The sequence below is a fragment of the Glycomyces tenuis DSM 44171 genome (assembly GCF_000427885.1).
GTDB lineage: Bacteria > Actinomycetota > Actinomycetes > Mycobacteriales > Micromonosporaceae > Glycomyces > Glycomyces tenuis.
Map to the genome: position 1 here is coordinate 86,121 of NZ_ATYW01000011.1, position 18,857 is coordinate 104,977.

Genomic DNA, 18,857 nt, shown 5'->3' on the forward strand with positions numbered 1-18,857 from the left:
CTCATGGCGCCGAGCTCGTAGGATTCGGGGGCTCGGGTCGTGCTCGTGTGCGTCGATGCCGAACGGGGCCGTGAGCGGTGTTCGTCACCGTCATCGGGTTAACGAGTGACTACGGTTCGGGTTGTGCCTAGAGATTAGGCGAAATCTCAACACCCACAAATAAGACATAACACGCATTTTACCATAAATAGCCATCATTATCGTGAATCGTGATTCGATTGTGACCATCCGTGACGGTATCGGTCATGCTCAGCGACGTTCCAGCCAACTGTCGGAAATCTGTCAGGCTATTGCGTACCGTTGGGAAACGCACGGATCTCGCGAACGACCCCGGGAGGTGAGCAATGCCCGCTTCGGTCCTATTGGCCCTGCTGGTCGCCACCAGCCTGCTCGCGTTGACCCCGGCGCTGGTGCGCCGCTACGACCCCGACGAGCGCATGATCGCCGACCGCGCCGCCTCCGACGCCCGCGTCCTCACCCGCGAGGCGCGCAAGCCCGGGCCGCACCGCGGCGAAGGCGCCGACGACCAGGGCGAAGCGCCCCCCGAGGAGCCGTCCGCGTCCCCGACGTGGGAGCGGCGCGGCAGAGGCCGCGGCGAGTCGGTACGGTTGGAAGCCGACCAGTCGGTGACCGGCGAGGACCCCGAGATGCGTGAGACGGCCAGGCTTCGAGCAATGCGGGCGGAATGGTGGCGGCGGCGCCACCGCCGCATCCTCTACGTCCTCATCGCCTTGACACTGCTCGAACTGCTCGGCGTCGTCCTCGCCGGGCCCGGCTTCTGGATCGGCGCCGGACTCGCGCTCGCGCTCCTCGGCGCCTACGTGTACTTCCTGCGCGCCCGCGCCAAGCGGCTGCCGCGCGGCAAGGCCGCCCGCGCGGCGCGCGCCATGCTCACCGCCGAGCCCGAGCACGCCGAGGAGGGCCCGCCGACGTACGTGCCCGAGCAGCCCGGCGGCGAGGAGGGCTACGAGGAGGACGAGGAGCGGCGCGAGTCGTTCCTGTTCGAGAACGGCACGCTCGGCGAGGACGAGGACCCGCCGCCACCGCGGCCCGAGGCGCGCCGCCCGGACTCCACCGGCGGCATCAGGGGCCGCTCCTATGAGTCCCCCGCTAAGCTCGAAGGGTTATGCCTGAGCAGACCGAGCACCGCCACATCCTGACGTTCAACTTCCGCCAGGGCCGCAACAAGCCGCGCCACGACGAGGCCATGGCGCGGCTGTGGCCGCGCTACGGCGTGGAGTGGGACGCGGCGGACGGCCCGATCGACTTCCGCGAGCTGTTCGGGCGCACCGCCCCGGTGATCCTGGAGATCGGCTCGGGCAACGGCGAGGCCGCCGCCGCGATGGCCGAGGCCGAGCCGGGGCGGGACCTGCTGGCCGTCGAGGTCTACCCGCAGGGCGTCGCCGACCTCATGGCCCGCGCCGAGCAGCGCGGCCTGGGCAACGTGCGCGTCTACTCCGGCGACGCGCTGCCGCTGCTGTGGCACGGGATCGAGCCGGGCTCGCTCGACGAGATCCGCGTGTACTTCCCCGACCCGTGGCCCAAGCAGCGCCACCACAAGCGGCGGATCATCCAGGAATCGCACGTGGCGTCGATGCGCCGCCTCCTGCGCGGCGGCGGCGTCCTCCACTGCGCCACCGACATCGCCGACTACGCCGAGCAGATGCTCGAGGTCCTCACGGCCGACGAGGGCCTGGAGAACACCGCCGAGGGCTACGCGCCCAGGCCCGAGCACCGCCCGGTGACGAAGTTCGAGCGCCGCGGCACCGCCGCGGGCAGGGACATCTTCGACCTGGTCTTCCGCAAAGCCTGAGTCCCGGCAGCGAACACATCAAGACGGGGCGATGCGCCTATGACACTGCGGTCACCGATATCGGGGGGAACATGTCCGTCACGCAGATCGACCTCGACGACGAGGTGCTCGGCAAGGCGATGAGCCTCATGGGGACCACGACCAGCAGGACACCGTCAACACGGCCCTACGCGAGTACGTGAAGCACATAGAGCGGCTGGAGGCGGCCGAGCGCCTTCACGAACAGGGCCGGCGCGGCGAGCCTGGCTGAGCCGCAGCGGTATCCCCAGCGATCGAGTCGCCCCCGAGAGACAGCTGCGAACAACGGCACCGCCCATTCAGCCGGAGCGGTCGGGGCCGAACCATTCGAGCGGCTGTCCGGTGACGGCCGCGATGCATTCGAAGTCGCGGTCTCTGTGGAGCAGCGACAGATCATGCAGTTCCGCCGTGGCCGCCACAAGGAGGTCGACCGGACCGGCGCTGCGGTGCTGTCCCCTGCGGGTGAGCGCCTGTTGCACCTCAACGGCTCGCCGGAACATGCGATCGTCCATCGGGACCCATCCGAACAAGCCTATGAAGACTTCTTCGAGACGCTGCCGGTCGGCCCACGAGCGGGCACCGTACAAGTACTCGAGCTCGACTACGGAGCAGAGCGCGATCAGACCCGCTTCCGCCGCCCGGTCCCAGCCGTGCTCTTCCGAACTCTTCAACAGCAACCTCGAAAGCGCGCTGGTGTCGATGAGGTACCGAGCTGGACTCATCGACGATAATTCCTCTTGTCCTCGAAGATCGACGTGTCGATCGCACCATCGGCGACCATGGCACGGAGCCTGGTCAGCGCCATCGCGCGCCGCCTGGTCTCCAGGACCTCCTTCAGCGCCGAGTTGACGGTGTCCTTCTTGGTCGAGGTGCCGAGGGCCTTGCTCACTTCAGCGAGCAGGTCGTCGTCGAGATCGATCACAGTACGGCTCATGACCGCACCTCCTTTGATATCACTCATGCCACCGAAGCTATCGGCAAGTATATCCAGATTCGGGCGGGACACACCGACGCGAAGAGCTTTTCTCAATGCCCCTGATCGGCGGACGGTCCGGGACGTCCGCCGGGGACCGAGCCGCCCGAATACACGTTTCGTTCTCCTCGGGCTGGAAAACCCAGGGGTCCGGGCCGAGCGGCTCCGGGGTGGGGGGACGTGCCATGGACACTCACTTCGAGCGCGGCGTCCTCGCCATGCTCGTCAGCCTGCTGGACGCGAGCCACCTGGTCGCCTTCAACGACATCCCGCAGGAGGTGAACCGGTGCGCGGCCATGGCCGACCTGGAGGACGTGGCGATCTACCTGGTCGACATCCAGCAGGAAGTGCTGCGGGAGATGACCGGCGTCGGCCTCGACGCCAAGCTGGACGCGCACGAGTGCGCCGTCGAGGGCACGCTGGCGGGCCGCGCCTTCCAGTACGGGCAGCCCGTCTTCGGGACGGAGGGCGAGCAAGGCCGCCCCCAGTGCTGGGTGCCGCTGATCAAGGGCACCGAACGCCTGGGCGTGCTGCGGGCGGACGTCGCGGACGACAGCCCGGAGACGCAGCGGAAGGTGGAGCGCTTCGCCTCGATGGTCGCGCTGGTGCTGCTGGCCCGGCGCCGCTCCAGCGACGCCTACCCGCGCCTGCTGCGGACCAAGCGGATGGGGATCGCGGCCGAGCAGGAGTGGCAGCTCATGCCGCCGCGGACGTACGCGGACACCCACGTGGTGATCAGCGGCGTCATGGAGCCCGCCTACGAGGTCGGGGGCGACGCCTTCGACTACGCCATGGCCGGCGAGGTGGCCCACCTGGCGGTGTTCGACTCCATGGGGCACGACACGGCCGCCGGGATCGCGGCCAACCTGGCCGTGGCCACCTACCGGAACCGGCGGCGCCGGGACTTCGGCCTCGCCGAGACCAGCGTGGAGATCGAGCGCGTCCTCATCGAGCAGTTCGGCGGGGACCAGTACGTCACCGGCGTCCTCGCCGCCCTGGACACGCGCGACGGCGTGCTGACCTGGGTCAACCGCGGCCATCCGCCACCGATCGTCATCCGAGGCCAGCGCTGGTCGACCGTGCTGGAATGCCCCCCGGCCCACCCGATGGGCACCGACCTGGGCCTGGAGCCCGTGGTGTGCGACGAGCAGCTCGAGCCGGGCGACCGCGTCGTGCTCTACACCGACGGCATCATCGAGGCCCGCAACCACAGCGGTGAGGAGTTCGGGCTGGACCAGTTCACCGACTTCCTCATCCGGCGCCACACCGACCGGCTGTCGACGCCCGAGACGCTGCGTCGGCTCGTCCGCAGCATCCTGCACCACCACGGCGGGAAGCTGACCGACGACGCGACCGTGCTCCTGGCCGAGCGGATCGACTCCGAGGCGATCGGCCGGCGCCGGCTCGAACGGCTCGCCGGCCTGCCGCAGCTGTGAGCGCCGCCTCAGGCGGTCGAGAGCCCGGCGTGCCAGGCGGTCGCCGAGGCGTCGGTCAGGGACGCCACCTGGTCGATCACGACGCGCAGGCGCTCGGCGTCGTCGCCGGCCGAGCGCCAGGCGGCGGCGAACATCGGCTCCATCGCCTCGGGGCCGCGCTCGCCGAGCAGGGCGACGAGCTCGGTGAGGATCTCCCGCTGGCGCGCGTAGTAGGGCTCGGCCGTCCTCGGCCGCATCACATAGCGCCAGGCGATGCCCTTGAGGAGGGCGCACTGGATCCGCTCGCGTTCGGGGACGACAAGCCTCGCGTCGTAGCGGCGCAGCGGCGCCTCGCCGTAGCGTTCGCGGGTCGCCGCCACCGCGGCGTTCACGAAGCGGCCCACCATGGTCGAGGTGAAGGACTTCAGGGCCACCATCGCCGCGAAGGAGCCGTCGTAGTCGTGGAGGCCCCGCATCACCGGATCGCGCAGCAGCTCCCCCAGCGCCTCGGCGAGGGTCGCCTCGGACTCCTCGGCGTAGCGTCCGGCCGCGTCGGCGCACACCCCGGCCTGCTCGTCCGCGTCGTCCATCAGCGTCGCCAGGTCGATATAGCCGCCGTGGAGGCCGTCCTCGAGGTCGTGGACCGAGTAGGCGACGTCGTCCGACCAGTCCATCACCTGCGCTTCGAGGCACTGCTCCCCCGCCGGCGCCCCGGCGCGGAACCAGTCGAAGACCGGGCGGTCGTCCGCGTAGACGCCGAACTTGCGCGTCCCGGGCCGGGCCTCCCACGGGTACTTGCAGGCCGCGTCCAGGGAGGCGCGCGTCAGGTTGAGGCCCACCGAGGCGCCGCCGGCGTCGAGGACCTTCGCCTCCAGGCGGGTCAGGACCCGCAGCGTCTGGGCGTTGCCCTCGAAGCCGCCGCACGGGCCCGAGACCGCGTGCAGCGCGTCCTCGCCGTTGTGGCCGAACGGCGGGTGCCCCAGGTCGTGCGCCAGACCCGCGACGTCCACCACGTCCGGGTCGCAGCCGAGCTTGTCGCCGGTCTCGCGGGCGATCTGGGCGACCTCGAGGGAGTGCGTCAGGCGCGTGCGGAGGAAGTCGTCCGTGCCCGCGGTGTGCACCTGCGTCTTGGACGCCAGGCGGCGGAAGCCCGCCGAGTGCAGGACTCTCGCCCGGTCCCGCTGGAACGGCGAGCGCACCGACGCCGCCTCGCGCACACGGCGCTCCTCGGCGGGTCCGAGGCGGGACGCGCGAAGCACGGGATCGGTCACGCCGTCGAGCCTAGCGTGACCGATCCCGTGCTTCGAGGCGTTACTTCAGGTAGAGGCGGGCCAGGCCGGTGCCGTCGCCGTCGACCGAGCCCTGGGCCCAGGCGAAGGCCGACAGCGGCTCGGCGCCGCTGAACTCCTCGTACGAGGAGACGTCGGCCAGGTCGACCCACACGCCGAAGGCGGCGCTGTCGGGCGCGGCGTCGGCGAAGGCGCTGAAGCGCTCGTCGTCGGCGAGGGTGCCGTCGGCGACGCCGCCGCCCTCGTAGGACAGTGACGAGCCGTCGACCTCGACGCCCTCGGGGAGGGCCTCGCCGCCGCTCATCTCCTCGATCATCGTGTTGAGCTCCTCGGCGCGGTCCTCGGACAGGACCACGGAGGCGAACAGCGTCTCGGGGTCGAACTCCCCGCCTTCGGCGGGGAAGTCGGCCGCGATGGACAGCTGGGCGCCGGAGAGCAGGTCGATGAACTCCTCAGCCTCGCCGAGGGCGTCCTCGTAGTCCGAGCCGGTGTCGTAGTCGGTCTCGACGGGGTCGTCCTCGGTGCCGTAGGTCCAGTAGCGCTGCTCGAGTTCGTAGTAGCGCTCCTCGTCCTCGGGGGCGAGGGTGTCGTCCCACCACTGCTGGTCGAGTTCCTGGTATTCGGCGTACTCCTCGTCGGTGAGCGGGCCGCTGTCGGTGGTCTCGGAGCCGCCGTCGGTCTCGCCGGAGAGCCCTTCGAGCTCGCTCGTCCACTCCTCGGTGATCTCGGCGAGGTTCTCGGGGACGTCGGCGGTCACGGCGATGTCCGAGGCGGGCATCTCGCCCATGTCGGCGAGCAGCTCCTCCGAGCCGGTCCACGGGTTGTCCTCCTCGCCGAAGTGGCGGTAGGACAGCTCGAAGCCCTCGTCGAAGGCCGAGAAGCCGGCGATGAAGTGGCCCGAGAACGTCGAGCCGAGCGCGGTGACCGTGCCCTCGTCGCCCATCATCCCGACCGTCTCGGTGAAGGCCTCGACGTCGAACCAGTAGACGGCGAGCTGGTCGCCGTCGAGCCAGGAGCGGGCCTCCTCGTAGGAGTCCGAGCCCGACAGCGGCGAGGAGCCGGCCTCGGACTCGGCGGCCTCGAGCGCCGCGGCGGCGCCCGAGTCGCCGGCGACCATCAGGACGGAGTCGTCGCCGACGGTGTAGGCCCACTGGTCCTCGCTGACGCCGGAGGACTCGCGGATCTTCTCCAGGCCGGCCTCGGCGGCCTCGGCGTCGGTGCTGGCGAGGTTGACCACGGCGTACGGCTGCTCGTCGTGGGACCACATGGCCATGCCGTGGCGGCGGCCGAGCCAGGAGGCGATGTCCTCGTCGGCGTCGACGTCCTCCATGCCGGCCTCTTCGAGCACGTCGGCGAGGATGTCGTTGGTGTCGTCGTAGTCGAGCCCCTCGAACTTGTTCAGGTGGTCGATGAGCTTCGGCGTCTGGTCGAACGACGGGTCGAGGTTGACCTCGAGGTACATGGACGCCGAGGACGGGAACCGCTCGGCCGGGTCGGGGCCGGAGGTCCAGAAGAAGTTGAAGAACACGAACGCCCCGATGGCGGCCACGAGCGCGACCGACAGCACTGAGGCGAGGATGACGGGCCCGCGGCGGCGGCGCGGCGCCGGGCCGGGCGGCATCGGGGCGTAGCCGCCCGGCGGCTGGAACGGCGGCTGCCCGCCGTAGGCGCCCGGCGCGCCCGGCGGGGGCGGGGGCTGCTCGGCGTAACCGGGCGGCGGAGGCTGCATCTGCGGCTGCGGCTGGTACTGCGGTGAGGGCTGCCCTCCCGCCGCGGCGGGCCCGGGACCGGGCTCGACGTTGTACTGCTGCGGGTTGTTGAAGCTCGACATCCTTCGACGCTAGGCCGTCAGTGCAACACGAACATCCCGGGATTGTGCCAAGCGGGTATCAAAACTCGTAGACCTGTCCCGGCCTGACCACTTCGACGGGGCCGGTGTAGGCGCCTCGGGCCTCGGCGAGGGTCGCCTCGCGCGAGCCCCACGGCTCCACCAGGTGGGTGAGGAGGAGGCGTCCGGCGCCGGCCTTGGTGGCGTAGTCGCCGGCCTCCTTGCCGGTGAGGTGGACGTCCTTCGGGTTCTCGCGGCCTTCCAGGTAGGACGCCTCGGCGAGGAGCACGTCGCAATGGGCGGCGAGGGATTCGAACGCCTCGCACGGGCCGGTGTCGGAGGAGTACGCCAGGGAGGACCCGGCGTGCTCGACGCGGACGCCGAAAGTCTCGACCGGGTGTGCGACGCGGTCGACGGTGATCGACAGCGGCCCCGATTCGAAGGCGCCGGGCTGCAGTTCGCGGAAGTCGTAGACGTCGCGCATCGACGGGTGGCACAGCTCGCCCTGGCCGCCGTAGGCGGCGACGATGCGCTCGGCGACGCCCGCGGGCCCGTACAGCGGGATCGGGTGCTTCGGCGCGGCGGGCGCGTAGCGGCGCATGACCGCGTAGGCGCAGCTGTCGAAGAAGTGGTCGGCGTGGAGGTGGGTGATGATGACCGCGTCGAGCAGGTGCGGGTCGAGGTGCTTCTGGAGCTCGCCGAGCGAGCCGGTGCCGAAGTCGATCAGCAGGCGGTGCCCGCCGGCCTCCACCAGGTAGGCCGAGCAGGGCGTGTCGGGTGCCGGGAAGGAGCCGGCGCATCCGATCACAGTGAGTTTCATGGCAGATCACACCTCGTCCAGTGCTGCCGCCGCGGCGTTCGGGAACAGGTTGCCCAGGAAGCGGCGTGCGGTGCGGGTGAAGGCCTCCGGGTCGCCGGTGGCGTAGAACGCGTGCTGGGCGGGCTCCTCGCGTTCGGCGAGGAGTTCGCGCTCGGTGAGCACGCGGTACAGTTCGCGGGCGCTCTCGTCCGCGGACGACACCAGCGTCACGTCCTCTCCCATCACCAGTCCTATGAGCCCCGACAACAGCGGGTAGTGGGTGCAGCCCAGGACGACCGTGTCGACGCCGGACTGCTGTAGCGGCTCAAGGTACCCCTGGGCCAGGCCCAGGAGCTGTCGGCCGGTTGTCACTCCCCGTTCCACGAAGTCGACGAACGCCGGGCAGGCCGCCGCGCTCACCTCCACGTCCGGCACGGCGTTGAAGGCGTCGAGGTAGGCCCCCGAGGCGATCGTCGACCGCGTCCCGATCACTCCGATCCGGCCGGTCCTCGTGGTCGCGAGCGCGCGGCGGACCGCGGGCCGGATGACCTCGACGACCGGGATGTCGTAGCGGTCCCGGATGTCGGCCAGGCTGGCCGCCGACGCCGAGTTGCAGGCGATCACCAACGCTTTGACCTCCTGTTGGACCAGGTGGTCGCAGATGTCGAGGGTGAGCTTCCTGACTTCGGCGATCGGTCTGGGGCCGTACGGGACGTGCTCGGTGTCGCCGACGTAGACCAGCCGTTCGGCGGGCAGCTGCTCTGCGACCGCTCGGGCGACGGTCAGGCCCCCGACACCGGAGTCGAAGATCCCGATGGGCGCATTATTCATCTACGCTTCCGCATGCGTCATCGTGGGCGTTCATGGGCTCCGAGCGTACGTCCGGAAAGGCCGACGGCGCCGCCCCTCGGCACGGGATTGTCGCCAAAATGACATGGTGGCGCTCGCCACAGAAAAAGGTGTCGCGGCCCTGCCGCGGCGGGGCCGGTCAGGCCATCGAGAGCATCGCGAAAGCGGCCAGCAGCGTCACGGACGCGGCGCCCATGAACATCCACGGCACGCCCTTGAAGCGCAGCGTCGCGAACGCCATCATCGTCAGCAGCATCCCGACCACGCCGGTGGTGATGAACGCCGGGGTGAACCAGCCGGGGCCGTCGCCGAAGATGTGGAACAGGCCCACGATCGCCGAGGCCGAGCCGGCCAGGACCAGCGCGAGCGCCCACACGGCGACGCCGGCCAGGCGCCGCAGCCGCACCCGCTGCGGCTCGGCCGCGGCGGTGCCGGACCCGGCGGACGCCGCGCCGTCACCGCCGCCGAGCGGCGAGGCGCCCTGGCGGGGGATGTCCACGGCGCTCCCCGAGAGGAACGTGCTCGTCTGCTCGGTGGAACTCATGCGGCCAGGCTAGCAAGCTGGGCGCTCAAGCCCATACCTGGCCGTCCAAGGTGTCCACGGCGGCGTCGAGGCCCGCGGAGTAGGCGCCGGTCGACAGGTACTTCCAGCCGCCGTCGGCCACCAGCAGCGCGATGTCGGCGGCGCGGCCGGCGCGTTCGGCCTCGCGGGCGAGCGCGAGCCCGGCGTGGAGGACCGCGCCGGTCGACAGGCCCACGAACAGGCCTTCGGCGGCGAGGACCTCCCGGGTGCGGGCCAGCGCGTCCTCGGTGCCGACGGACAGCCGCCTGGTGAGGACCTTCTCGTCGTACAGCTCGGGCACGAAGCCCTCGTCGAGGTTCCGCAGGCCGTAGACGAGCTCGCCGTAGCGGGGCTCGGCGGCGACGATCTGGACGTCCCGGACGCGCTCGGTGAGGTAGCGGCCGACGCCCATGAGGGTCGCGGTGGTGCCGAGCCCGGCGACGAAGTGCGTGATGCCCGGCAGGTCGCGCAGCAGCTCGGGGCCGGTGCCCTCGTAGTGGGCGGCCTCGTTGGCCGGGTTCGCGTACTGGTTGAGCATGACCCAGTCGGGGCGCTCGGCGGCCATCTGGCGGGCCTTGGCGACGGCGGCGTTGGAGCCGCCGGCGGCCGGTGAGAACACGATCTCGGCGCCGAAGGCCGTCAGAAGCTGGCGGCGCTCGGCCGAGGTGTTCTCCGGCATGACGCACACCAGGCGGTAGCCCTTGCGGCGCGCGAGCATGGCGACGGCGATGCCGGTGTTGCCCGAGGTGGGCTCCAGGATGGTGCTGCCCTCGGTGAGGCGGCCCTCGTCCTCGGCGGCCTCGATCATCTTGGCGGCCACGCGGTCCTTGACCGAGCCGGTGGGGTTGGCTCCTTCGAGCTTGGCCCACAGCCGGACCTCGGGGGACGGGGAGAGCCTCGGCAGGCCGACCAGCGGCGTGTCGCCGAGGGTGGCGGTGATGTCGGCGAAGCGGGTCACGGTGCTCACGCCCCTTCAGGGCGAGTCGTCGGGCGCGGGCCCACGACGGCTCGCCCTCACATGCCGCCCGCGACGGCGGGCAGGATCGTGACCGAGTCGCCGTCGGACAGCTTCGCCTCGAGGCCGCCGATGAAGCGGACGTCCTCGTCGTTGACGTAGACGTTGACGAAGCGGTGCAGGTGCCCCTCGTCGGTGACGATGCGGGCCTTGAGGCCGGTGTGGGCGGCGTCGAGGTTCTCGAACAGCTCGGCGAGGGTGTCGCCGGAGCCGGAGACGACCTTCTGGCCGCCGGTGTGGCTGCGCAGGATGGTGGGTACGCGGACTTCAACGGACATGGAGATTCCTTCTTCGATCATGGGAAAACGGCGGACTCGTCTCGCCGCCCGGGGCGGCGGCGGTTCAGTGACAGTCGTAGACGGTCGAGTCGGGGCTGTGCGCGAACTTGTACGTCTGCACCGCGTCGGCGCCGCCGACCGCCTCGATGGGCTCCTCGGCGGCCTCGCCGTCGGCGATGCGGAACGACCGGACCTCGGCGATGTCGGGGTCGCGGGTGGTCACGAGCACGTAGTGCGCCTGCGGGAGGCCCATCTCGGAGGCGATCCCGATGTCGGAGCGCGAGGGGCGGGCCTCGGTGGCGGTGTGGGAGTGGTAGGCGACGACGACTTCCTCGTCCCTGTCCCACATCTCGTCGTAGACGCGTTTCCACTCTTCGGCGTCGAACTCGTAGAAGGTCGTGGAGCGGGCGGCGTTGGTCATCGGGACGTGCCGTCTCGGCTCTCCCGTGCCCTCGGGGCCGACGATGAGTCCGCACGCCTCGTCCGGGTGGTCGGCCCGGGCGTGGGCGACCACCGCCTCGACCAGTTCATGCGCTATCCGCAACACGCCGACAAGCGTACACGCGGCGGCGGCCTCGTCGCCGCCGTCGCTCAGGTGGTGAGACGCGACTGCGCTTCATGATGAGCGCGGGGCAGCGGGGCGGTGAGCGCGCCCACCATGACCGCGAGCGGGACGAGCGCGGACAGCCACAGCACCAGGGAGAACGAGCCGGTCCAGGCGTAGAACAGCGAGTAGAGCAGGGGCGCGAAGGAGCTGCACGTGATGGTGACGCCGGAGACGACGCCGCGGATGGCGCCGATGTGGGCGGTGCCGAACAGCTGCGGGGTGATGCCGTTCTCGATGGCGCGCAAGGCGTTGCCGCAGGCGCCGAAGACGACGCCGAAGCCGACGGCCGACCAGCCGGGTTCGGCGACGGTGCCCCAGGCGAAGGCGGCGGCGAAGGCGAGCATGGAGACGGCGATGACCAGCCGGGGGCTGGCCCGGTCGATCACGGAGCCGACCAGGAGGGTGGCGGCGGTCCCGGCGATCGCCTGCGGCAGGAAGTTCGCGGCGGCCTCGGTGGCCGACAGGCCGCGCTCGCCGAGCAGGGCGATGAGGTGGAAGCCGATGGCGGCGTTGAAGAACCCGGCGGTGGCGAAGACGCCCACCAGGACCCAGAAGAACGGCTGGCGGACCGCCTCGGCGCGGGTGGCGCCCCATTCGGCGCGCGAGCCGCGGCCGTTGGCCGGGTCCCCGTCGACGAACTGGCCGAGGTCGGCGGGGCGGCTACGGGCCCAGATCAGGGCCAGGGGCAGCAGGACGCCCACGACGACGGCGCCTTCGACGAGCATCGCGGTGCGCCAGTCGGAGGCGGCGATGATCCGCTCGAGCGGGACCGGGGAGAGGGCGATGATGCCGCCGCCGACGGCGATCTGGACGCTGAGCACGCGGCCGCGCCGCTTGGCGTACCAGCGGGCGACGAGCGTGGCCGCGCACAGGCCGAGCGCGCCCTGGCCGAGCATGCGGACGCCGATGAAGCCGAAGGCGAGGCCGACGAGGTTCTGCGCGAAGGACAGGCCGACGCAGGCCGAGCCGAAGGCGACCACGACGACGGACATGACGCGGCGCACGCCGTACCGGTCGACCGCGCGGCCCACCCACGGCAGGGCGAAGGCGCCCGCGAGCGTGCCGATCATGTAGGCGCCGGAGACGGCGGTGCGGCCGAGGCCGAGGTCGGCGATCATCGGGTCGATGAAGACCGAGATGGAGGCGGTCTGGCCGGGCGCGGTCAGGCCCATGGCGAGGGTCGCGATGACGACCATGCGCGGGCCGGAGAACTTCCGTTCGGCGGTGCGGGCGATCACGGGGCGCTCCTTGGGGGGAGTCGGCTACTGGCCGACCGGCTAGGCAAGCCTTTTCCAGCGTAGGCCCCGCGACGCCCGACCCCGCCGCCGGGAAGCCCGAAGGCAAGCCGGAGTGCGAATCGTGCTCGTGCATTAGGCTCGTCGCATGTCCGTCACGCTCCCGCGCACGCCCCTGTACACCGACCACTACGAGTACACGATGCTCGAGGCCTCGCTGCGCGACGGCACCGCCGACCGCCCATGCGTGTTCGAGGTGTTCGGCCGCCGCCTGCCGACCGGCCGCCGCTACGGCGTGGTCGCCGGGATCGGGCGCCTCGGCGAGGCGATCGGCCGCTTCCGCTTCGACGAGGCGATCCTCACCGACCTCACCGCCAACCGGGTCATCAGCGACGACACGGCCTCCTGGCTGGCCGACTACCGCTTCTCCGGCGACATCGACGTCTACGCCGAGGGCGAGCTGTACTTCCCCGGCTCCCCGATCGTGACCGTCACGGGCACCTTCGCCGAAGGGATCCTGCTGGAGACGCTGACGCTGTCGATCCTCAACCACGACTCGGCCGTGGCCTCGGCGGCGGCCCGCATGGTCACCGCCGCGCGGGGGCGCCCGATCCTGGAGATGGGCTCGCGGCGCACCCACGAGGCCGCCGCCATCGCCTCCTCGAGGGCGGCCTACCTCGCCGGATTCGCCGCGACGTCCAATCTGGAGGCCGGGCGCCGCTACGGGGTGCCCACGGCGGGCACCAGCGCGCACGCCTTCACGCTCCTGCACTCCTCCGAGACGGCCGCGTTCGAGGCGCAGATCGCCGCGTTCGGCACCGAGACGACGCTCTTGGTCGACACCTACGACATCACCCAGGGCATCCGCAACGCCATCGAGGTCGCCGGCCCCAGACTCCGCTCGATCCGGATCGACTCGGGCGACCTGGACGTCATGGCGACCGGCGCCCGGGAGCTGCTCGACGAGCTGGGCGCGACGGACACCAAGATCGTCGTCTCCGGCGACCTCGACGAGTACTCGATCGCGGCGCTGGCCGCCGCGCCGGTGGACATGTACGGGGCCGGGACGGCGGTGGTGATCGGCTCGGGCGCGCCGACGGCGCAACTGGTGTACAAACTGGTCGAAGTGGAGGGACGACCGGTCGCCAAGCGCTCGGAGCACAAGGGCACCACGGGAGGACGCAAGACCGCGGTCAGGCGGCACAAGCCGACCGGCACCGCCGTCGAGGAGGTCGTGGTCTCCCAAGGGGAGCCCGAGTCGGCGCCCGGGGACAAGCGCCTCCAGACACCGCTGCTGCGCGGCGGGGAGCTCGTCCCGCAGCCGAGTCTCGACGAATCGCGCGAGCTGCTCCGCCAGCGGCTGATCTCGATCCCTTGGGAGGGACTGAAACTCTCCCCGGGCGATCCCGCCGTGCCGGTAGTGATGCGCTCTGCCAGCTAGCACGATACGATTCAGTCACCCGATTGAGCAACTCCCCCAAGATCCTCCCGGAAAGGACTCACCCCAGTGGTGTTCAACATTGTCAAGTCGGTCTTCGGTGTCGGAATCTCCGTCGACACCACTTTGACCAGCACCCACATCACTCCCGGTGGGACGCTCCCGGGCTCGGTGTCGTTCACCGGCGGTGAAGTGCCCGGAAAGGTCGAGGGCATCGAGATCGAGTACACCGCCGTCGTCGAGGACGACTCCAAGGGAGAGGAGAAGACGTTCACGACCGACTTCTTCTCCGCTCAGGTCTCCGGCCCGTTCAACCTCGCGCCCGGGACCGGCCACTCCATCGACTTCGAGGCCGCCGTCCCGTGGGAGACGCCGCTGAGCACCGTCGCGGGGCGCCCGCTGCCGGGCATGAAGCTCGGCGTGGCCACCAAGCTCGCGCTCGACAACGCCTTCGACAAGGGCGATCTGGACGAGCTGACGATCGAGCCGCTGCCGGTCCAGGCCGCGGTGATGGACGCCCTCGAGGGGCTGGGCTTCGTCTTCCAGTCCGCCGACCTCGAGAAGGGCACGATCGCGGGCTCGCACATGCCGTTCTACCAGGAGGTCGAGTACTGGGCCACCGGTGAGTTCGCCGACAAGCTCAAGGAGGTCGAGGTGACGTTCGTGGCGAGCCAGTCGAACACCGACGTGATCTTCCAGACCGACAACCCCGGCGGCCTGCTCACCCCCGACCACAACCGCTTCGTGCGCTTCGGCATCGCCACCGACGAGGCCGGCGACATCACCGAGACGGTGCGCGCCCAGCTCGAGCAGCTCATCCAGCGCAAGGGCATCTGACACCGGAAGCCCGTACGACACAGCTTGACGACGGCCGGCCCGGCCACCGCGCGACGCGGTGGCCGGGCCGGCCTTCTCCATCGGGCGCGGCGGCAGGGCGCGGCGGGAGGCGGCCTTCGGATCGGCCCGAGCGGAGCGCCGCCTCCGCGCGACGATGCGCTCGCCGCTCGCCGGGTGCCGCACAGCGCCGCCGCGCAGCGCTCGCGGACACCCCGGAAGTTCTCCGGAAGTTTCAGTACTGAAGGCCCGATTCTCGGCCTTGTCGTCGCGTCGCTCATCGTTCTGTTCCGAGTTTCGCGGTTTTTCGATGGCGGTACGCAGGCATGACGCTACTCCGCGGAGCAAACCGACCAAATTGGATTATCGAGAAATTTCCGGAAATTATTGACAAACCGGCGGAGCCGGACAATACTGTTGCTGTCGGCGGCATCGACGACTGTCGATCCGAGTCGCCTCGTGCGGCCCGATCCTCCAGTCGTCGGCCGCACGACGACCGACCAGAACTCACTGCGTCGCGCGATGCCGGCGGGCGGCCTCGTCCACCGGGGCCCTCAGGTCGCGCCGCGCCGGCCGGCCTCCCGCCGGCCCGCACAAGGAGGAAGCATGTCCATCGACAAACCCAACCCGCTCAGGCGCAGAAGCCTCCTGCTCGGCGGCGCGGGCGCCCTGGCGCTGGGCGGCTCCGCGCTGCTGGCGAAGGGCACCGCGAGCGCCCAGGACACCATCACCACCAACCAGGAGGGCACGCACAACGGCTACTACTACTCGTTCTGGACCGACAGCCAGGGCTCGGTGTCCATGACCCTGGGCCCCGGCGGGAACTACACCTCCCAGTGGAACGGCACCAACAACTGGGTCGGCGGCAAGGGCTGGGCCAACGGCGGGCGCCGCACCGTCACCTACGACGGCTGGGTCAACCACGGCAGCAACGGCTACCTCGCGCTCTACGGCTGGACCTCCAACCCGCTGGTGGAGTACTACATCGTCGAATCCCACGGCCCGTACAACCCCAGCAGCGGCGCCGAGCAGCGCGGCACGCTCAACACCTCCAGCGGCACGTACACCCTCCTCCACTCCATGCGGTACAACGCCCCGTCGGTGGAGGGCACCCAGACCTTCCCGCAGTACTGGAGCGTCCGCCAGAGCCTCCGCAGCTCCGGCACCATCAACACCGGCGAGCACTTCGACGCCTGGGCCCAGGCCGGGATGAACCTCGGCAGCTTCAGCTACTACATGATCATGGCGACCGAGGGCTACCAGAGCTCCGGCAGCTCCGACATCACGGTGAGCTGACGACCGCCTCCCGGCGGGCGTCCCGCTCCCCGACCGCACCTGTGGCGCGGTGGCCTAGGCCACCGCGCCACTGGCATGTCCGGGGCTTGCGGAAGGCATACGTATACGTATATGATATACGTATACTCATAACCGAGCCGCCGAGGAGGTTAAGATGCCGCCATGCCCAACAAGACGATCTACGTTTCCGACAAGGACCTGCCGCTCTACGACCGGGCGCAGGAGCTCGCGGGCGGCAACCTGTCCAAGGCCATCGCGAAGGCCTTGCGCAAGTACGTCGAGGCCGAGGAGGGGCGCCTGGCGGGCTATGACGAGATCACCGTGAAGGTCGGCTACGGCCCGGCCCGCAAGCGCCGCCGCCAGCGCTTCGTCGGCGTCAAGCTCGGCGAATGGGGCCGGGGCGACAGCAAGCGCGCCGAGATCTGCCGGGTCTACCGCTCGCGCACCGGCAAGTACGTGATCCACACCGAGCGCACGCCGGACGTCAAGCACGACAAGAGCGAGACCGGCTGGAGGGGCGCGCTCGGCATGGGCGAGCAGACGTGGGCGATCGGCCCCGAGGAGGGCACCCTCGAAGTCGTCGACACCCTTGAGGAGCTCAAGGAGAAGGTCCCCGCCGAACTCTACGAGATGGTCGCCGCCGCCGGAGAGGCCCCGCCGGTCGAAGACCTCGACATCTGACACCCGCGCGGCACCCGCCGCGCCGCACCGGCCCGCCCGCTGAGCGCCCGGGCCGTCCCCGACCATGCGCCGCAAGGCCCCCGGGGGCGGAGCCTGCGCTCGAAATCAGTCTACAAAGCACAGTCAAACCGGGACGCATTCCCCGTCCCGCTCTCGAAACGAGGCATCATGTCCACCGCGAAACCACTGGCCATCGAGGCCCGCGGCCTCCGCAAGTCATACGGCGACAGCACCGTCCTCGACGGCGTCGACCTCGCCGTGCCCGAAGGGACGATCTTCTCCCTGCTGGGCCCCAACGGAGCCGGCAAGACCACCACCGTCAACATCCTGTCCACGCTCATCGGCGCCGACGGCGGCGAGGCCTTCGTCGGCGGCCGCGACGTGGCCCGCGACGCCGACCGCGTCCGCGAGGCCATCGGCGTCACCGGCCAGTTCGCCGCCGTCGACAAGCTGCTCACCGGCGCCGAGAACCTGCACCTGATGGGCCGCCTGCACCACCTGGGGCGCAGGGAGACCCGCCGCCGTGCCGCCGAACTCCTCGAGCAGTTCGACCTGGTCGGCGCCGCCGGGCGGCTCCCGTCCACCTACTCCGGCGGCATGAAGCGCCGCCTGGACCTGGCGATGAGCCTCATGGGCGAGCCGCGCGTCATCTTCCTCGACGAGCCCACCACCGGCCTCGACCCGCGCACCCGCCGCACCATGTGGACGATCATCCGCGAGCTGGTGGCGGGCGGCGTCACCATCTTCCTGACCACCCAGTACCTGGAGGAGGCCGACCAGCTGGCCGACCGGATCGCCGTCCTCGACGGCGGCCGGATCGTCGCCGAAGGCAGCGCCGAGGAGCTCAAGCGGCTCGTCCCCGGCGGCCACGTCAGCCTGCGGCTGCACCGCCTCGACCAGCTCGAGAAGGCCGCGAACCTCCTGGGGGCCACCGCCTCCGACCCCGAGCAGCTCACCGTCCAGGTGCCCGGCGACGGCTCCGTCGCCTCGCTGCGATCCCTGATCGAGGCCCTCGACGGCGAGTCCATCGAGGTCGAGGACCTGACGATCCGCACCCCCGACCTCGACGACGTCTTCCTCGCCCTGACCGGGCGGCCCGAACACCGCAAGGAGTCCACGCGATGAGCACCGTGAACCACGCCCTCAACGACACCGCGACCATGTTCCGCCGACAGCTCCGGCACATGGCCCGCTACCCGTCCCTGACCGGGATGGTCATCGGGATGCCGGTGGTCTTCCTGCTGCTGTTCGTCTACGTCTTCGGCGGCACGCTCGGCGACGGCCTCGGCGGGCCGGGCGGCGGCAGGGACGCCTACCTGGCGTACGTGACGCCGGGGATCCTGATGATCGCGATCGCCGGGGCCGTGCAGGGGACGTCGATCGGCGTCGCGATGGACATGACCGAGGGGATCGTCGACCGCTTCCGCACCATGGCCATCGCGAGGGTCTCGGTCCTGACCGGGCACGTGCTCGCCAGCATGGTCCAGATCCTCCTGGGGCTGGCGGTGGTGCTGGGCATCGCCGTCGCGATCGGCTACCGGCCCGAGGCGGGCCCGGGCGACTGGCTCGCGCTGCTCGGCGTGCTCGCCTTGATCGCGTTCGCGCTCACCTGGATCACGGTGGCGGCCGGCATGACCGCCAAGAGCGTCGAGACCGCCAGCAACACGCCGATGCCGCTGCTGCTGCTGCCGTTCATGGGCTCGGCCTTCGTGCCGACGGAGTCGATGCCGGGCGCGATGCGGTGGTTCGCCGAGTACCAGCCGTTCACGCCGTGGATCGAGGTCACGCGCGGCCTGCTCGACGGCACCGGCGTCGCGGGAGGCGATCTGGCGCTGACCGTCGCGTGGGCGGCGGCGATCGGCCTGTTCGGCTACCTGGTCTCCAGGGCCAGGTTCAACCGGCGGTAGGCCGGGGGGCGGGCCCGCGG

The 18,857-nt window shown here is 70.7% G+C and carries 21 protein-coding genes; 10 read left to right on the plus strand and 11 right to left on the minus strand.

Annotation, left to right across the window (positions count from 1 at the left end; translation table 11 throughout):
- Positions 1-344: 344 nt before the first annotated feature.
- The 3 genes from sepX to YWW_RS38255 all read left to right on the plus strand — a co-directional run bounded on the left by sepX (position 345) and on the right by YWW_RS38255 (position 1,995).
- A complete protein-coding gene (sepX, locus tag YWW_RS30530) occupies positions 345-1,160 on the plus strand; it encodes a divisome protein SepX/GlpR (protein ID WP_155830182.1) in 816 nt (271 codons plus the stop codon).
- Positions 1,127-1,813: a tRNA (guanosine(46)-N7)-methyltransferase TrmB gene (gene trmB, locus YWW_RS0114425; protein WP_026930662.1), complete on the plus strand. Its 687-nt coding sequence runs from the start codon at positions 1,127-1,129 to the stop codon at positions 1,811-1,813. The genes sepX and trmB overlap by 34 nt, the downstream gene beginning before the upstream one ends.
- Positions 1,814-1,884: 71 nt before the next feature.
- Positions 1,885-1,995, plus strand: a complete 111-nt coding sequence (locus YWW_RS38255) for a type II toxin-antitoxin system VapB family antitoxin (protein ID WP_425402697.1) — start codon at positions 1,885-1,887, stop codon at positions 1,993-1,995.
- A 135-nt stretch (positions 1,996-2,130) separates the two neighbouring features.
- Here the strand turns inward: YWW_RS38255 and YWW_RS0114435 are convergent, their stop codons facing one another.
- On the minus strand, positions 2,131-2,553 hold the full coding sequence (locus YWW_RS0114435) for a PIN domain nuclease (RefSeq protein WP_026930663.1): 423 nt from the start codon (positions 2,551-2,553) through the stop codon (positions 2,131-2,133).
- A complete protein-coding gene (locus tag YWW_RS0114440; protein ID WP_026930664.1) occupies positions 2,550-2,765 on the minus strand; it encodes a type II toxin-antitoxin system VapB family antitoxin in 216 nt (71 codons plus the stop codon). The genes YWW_RS0114435 and YWW_RS0114440 overlap by 4 nt, the downstream gene beginning before the upstream one ends.
- Positions 2,766-2,989: 224 nt before the next feature.
- Here YWW_RS0114440 and YWW_RS30540 point away from each other — a divergent pair, with 224 nt between their 5' ends.
- Positions 2,990-4,240 carry a PP2C family protein-serine/threonine phosphatase gene (locus YWW_RS30540; RefSeq protein WP_211228567.1) on the plus strand — a complete coding sequence of 417 codons (1,251 nt, stop codon included), beginning with the start codon at positions 2,990-2,992 and terminating at the stop codon, positions 4,238-4,240.
- An 8-nt stretch (positions 4,241-4,248) separates the two neighbouring features.
- Here YWW_RS30540 and YWW_RS0114450 read toward each other — a convergent pair whose 3' ends face one another.
- The 9 genes from YWW_RS0114450 to YWW_RS30545 all read right to left on the minus strand — a co-directional run bounded on the left by YWW_RS0114450 (position 4,249) and on the right by YWW_RS30545 (position 12,684).
- A complete protein-coding gene (locus tag YWW_RS0114450; protein WP_211228568.1) occupies positions 4,249-5,490 on the minus strand; it encodes a deoxyguanosinetriphosphate triphosphohydrolase in 1,242 nt (413 codons plus the stop codon).
- 40 nt (positions 5,491-5,530) lie between these two features.
- Complete coding sequence (locus YWW_RS0114455; RefSeq protein WP_026930666.1) at positions 5,531-7,339, minus strand: hypothetical protein; 1,809 nt, start codon at positions 7,337-7,339, stop codon at positions 5,531-5,533.
- 58 nt (positions 7,340-7,397) lie between these two features.
- On the minus strand, positions 7,398-8,156 hold the full coding sequence (locus YWW_RS0114460; RefSeq protein WP_026930667.1) for an MBL fold metallo-hydrolase: 759 nt from the start codon (positions 8,154-8,156) through the stop codon (positions 7,398-7,400).
- A 6-nt stretch (positions 8,157-8,162) separates the two neighbouring features.
- Positions 8,163-8,966, minus strand: a complete 804-nt coding sequence (gene murI, locus YWW_RS0114465) for a glutamate racemase (RefSeq protein ID WP_026930668.1) — start codon at positions 8,964-8,966, stop codon at positions 8,163-8,165.
- A gap of 157 nt (positions 8,967-9,123) precedes the next feature.
- Positions 9,124-9,528: a hypothetical protein gene (locus YWW_RS0114470; protein ID WP_026930669.1), complete on the minus strand. Its 405-nt coding sequence runs from the start codon at positions 9,526-9,528 to the stop codon at positions 9,124-9,126.
- A 25-nt stretch (positions 9,529-9,553) separates the two neighbouring features.
- Positions 9,554-10,504 carry a cysteine synthase gene (locus YWW_RS0114475; protein WP_026930670.1) on the minus strand — a complete coding sequence of 317 codons (951 nt, stop codon included), beginning with the start codon at positions 10,502-10,504 and terminating at the stop codon, positions 9,554-9,556.
- A 56-nt stretch (positions 10,505-10,560) separates the two neighbouring features.
- Entirely contained in the window at positions 10,561-10,839 is a 279-nt protein-coding gene (locus YWW_RS0114480; RefSeq protein WP_026930671.1) for a MoaD/ThiS family protein, read from the minus strand.
- 64 nt (positions 10,840-10,903) lie between these two features.
- Complete coding sequence (locus YWW_RS0114485) at positions 10,904-11,386, minus strand: M67 family metallopeptidase (RefSeq protein ID WP_026930672.1); 483 nt, start codon at positions 11,384-11,386, stop codon at positions 10,904-10,906.
- Positions 11,387-11,430: 44 nt separating this feature from the next.
- A complete protein-coding gene (locus YWW_RS30545) occupies positions 11,431-12,684 on the minus strand; it encodes an MFS transporter (RefSeq protein ID WP_051325827.1) in 1,254 nt (417 codons plus the stop codon).
- Between the two features lie 145 nt (positions 12,685-12,829).
- Here YWW_RS30545 and YWW_RS0114495 point away from each other — a divergent pair, with 145 nt between their 5' ends.
- From YWW_RS0114495 to YWW_RS0114520, 6 genes are all read left to right on the plus strand, one after another.
- The gene (locus YWW_RS0114495; RefSeq protein ID WP_026930673.1) at positions 12,830-14,122 is read left to right on the plus strand and encodes a nicotinate phosphoribosyltransferase; all 1,293 of its coding nucleotides are present in this window, start codon (positions 12,830-12,832) and stop codon (positions 14,120-14,122) included.
- 66 nt (positions 14,123-14,188) lie between these two features.
- Complete coding sequence (locus YWW_RS0114500) at positions 14,189-14,956, plus strand: sporulation protein (protein WP_026930674.1); 768 nt, start codon at positions 14,189-14,191, stop codon at positions 14,954-14,956.
- A 603-nt stretch (positions 14,957-15,559) separates the two neighbouring features.
- The gene (locus tag YWW_RS0114505; protein ID WP_026930675.1) at positions 15,560-16,249 is read left to right on the plus strand and encodes a glycoside hydrolase family 11 protein; all 690 of its coding nucleotides are present in this window, start codon (positions 15,560-15,562) and stop codon (positions 16,247-16,249) included.
- A gap of 162 nt (positions 16,250-16,411) precedes the next feature.
- A complete protein-coding gene (locus YWW_RS0114510; protein WP_026930676.1) occupies positions 16,412-16,930 on the plus strand; it encodes an EXLDI protein in 519 nt (172 codons plus the stop codon).
- A gap of 168 nt (positions 16,931-17,098) precedes the next feature.
- Positions 17,099-18,055 (plus strand): daunorubicin resistance protein DrrA family ABC transporter ATP-binding protein, encoded by a 957-nt coding sequence (locus tag YWW_RS0114515; RefSeq protein ID WP_026930677.1) that lies wholly within the window; start codon positions 17,099-17,101, stop codon positions 18,053-18,055.
- Entirely contained in the window at positions 18,052-18,837 is a 786-nt protein-coding gene (locus YWW_RS0114520; protein ID WP_026930678.1) for an ABC transporter permease, read from the plus strand. The genes YWW_RS0114515 and YWW_RS0114520 overlap by 4 nt, the downstream gene beginning before the upstream one ends.
- The last annotated feature ends 20 nt before the right edge of the window (positions 18,838-18,857 follow it).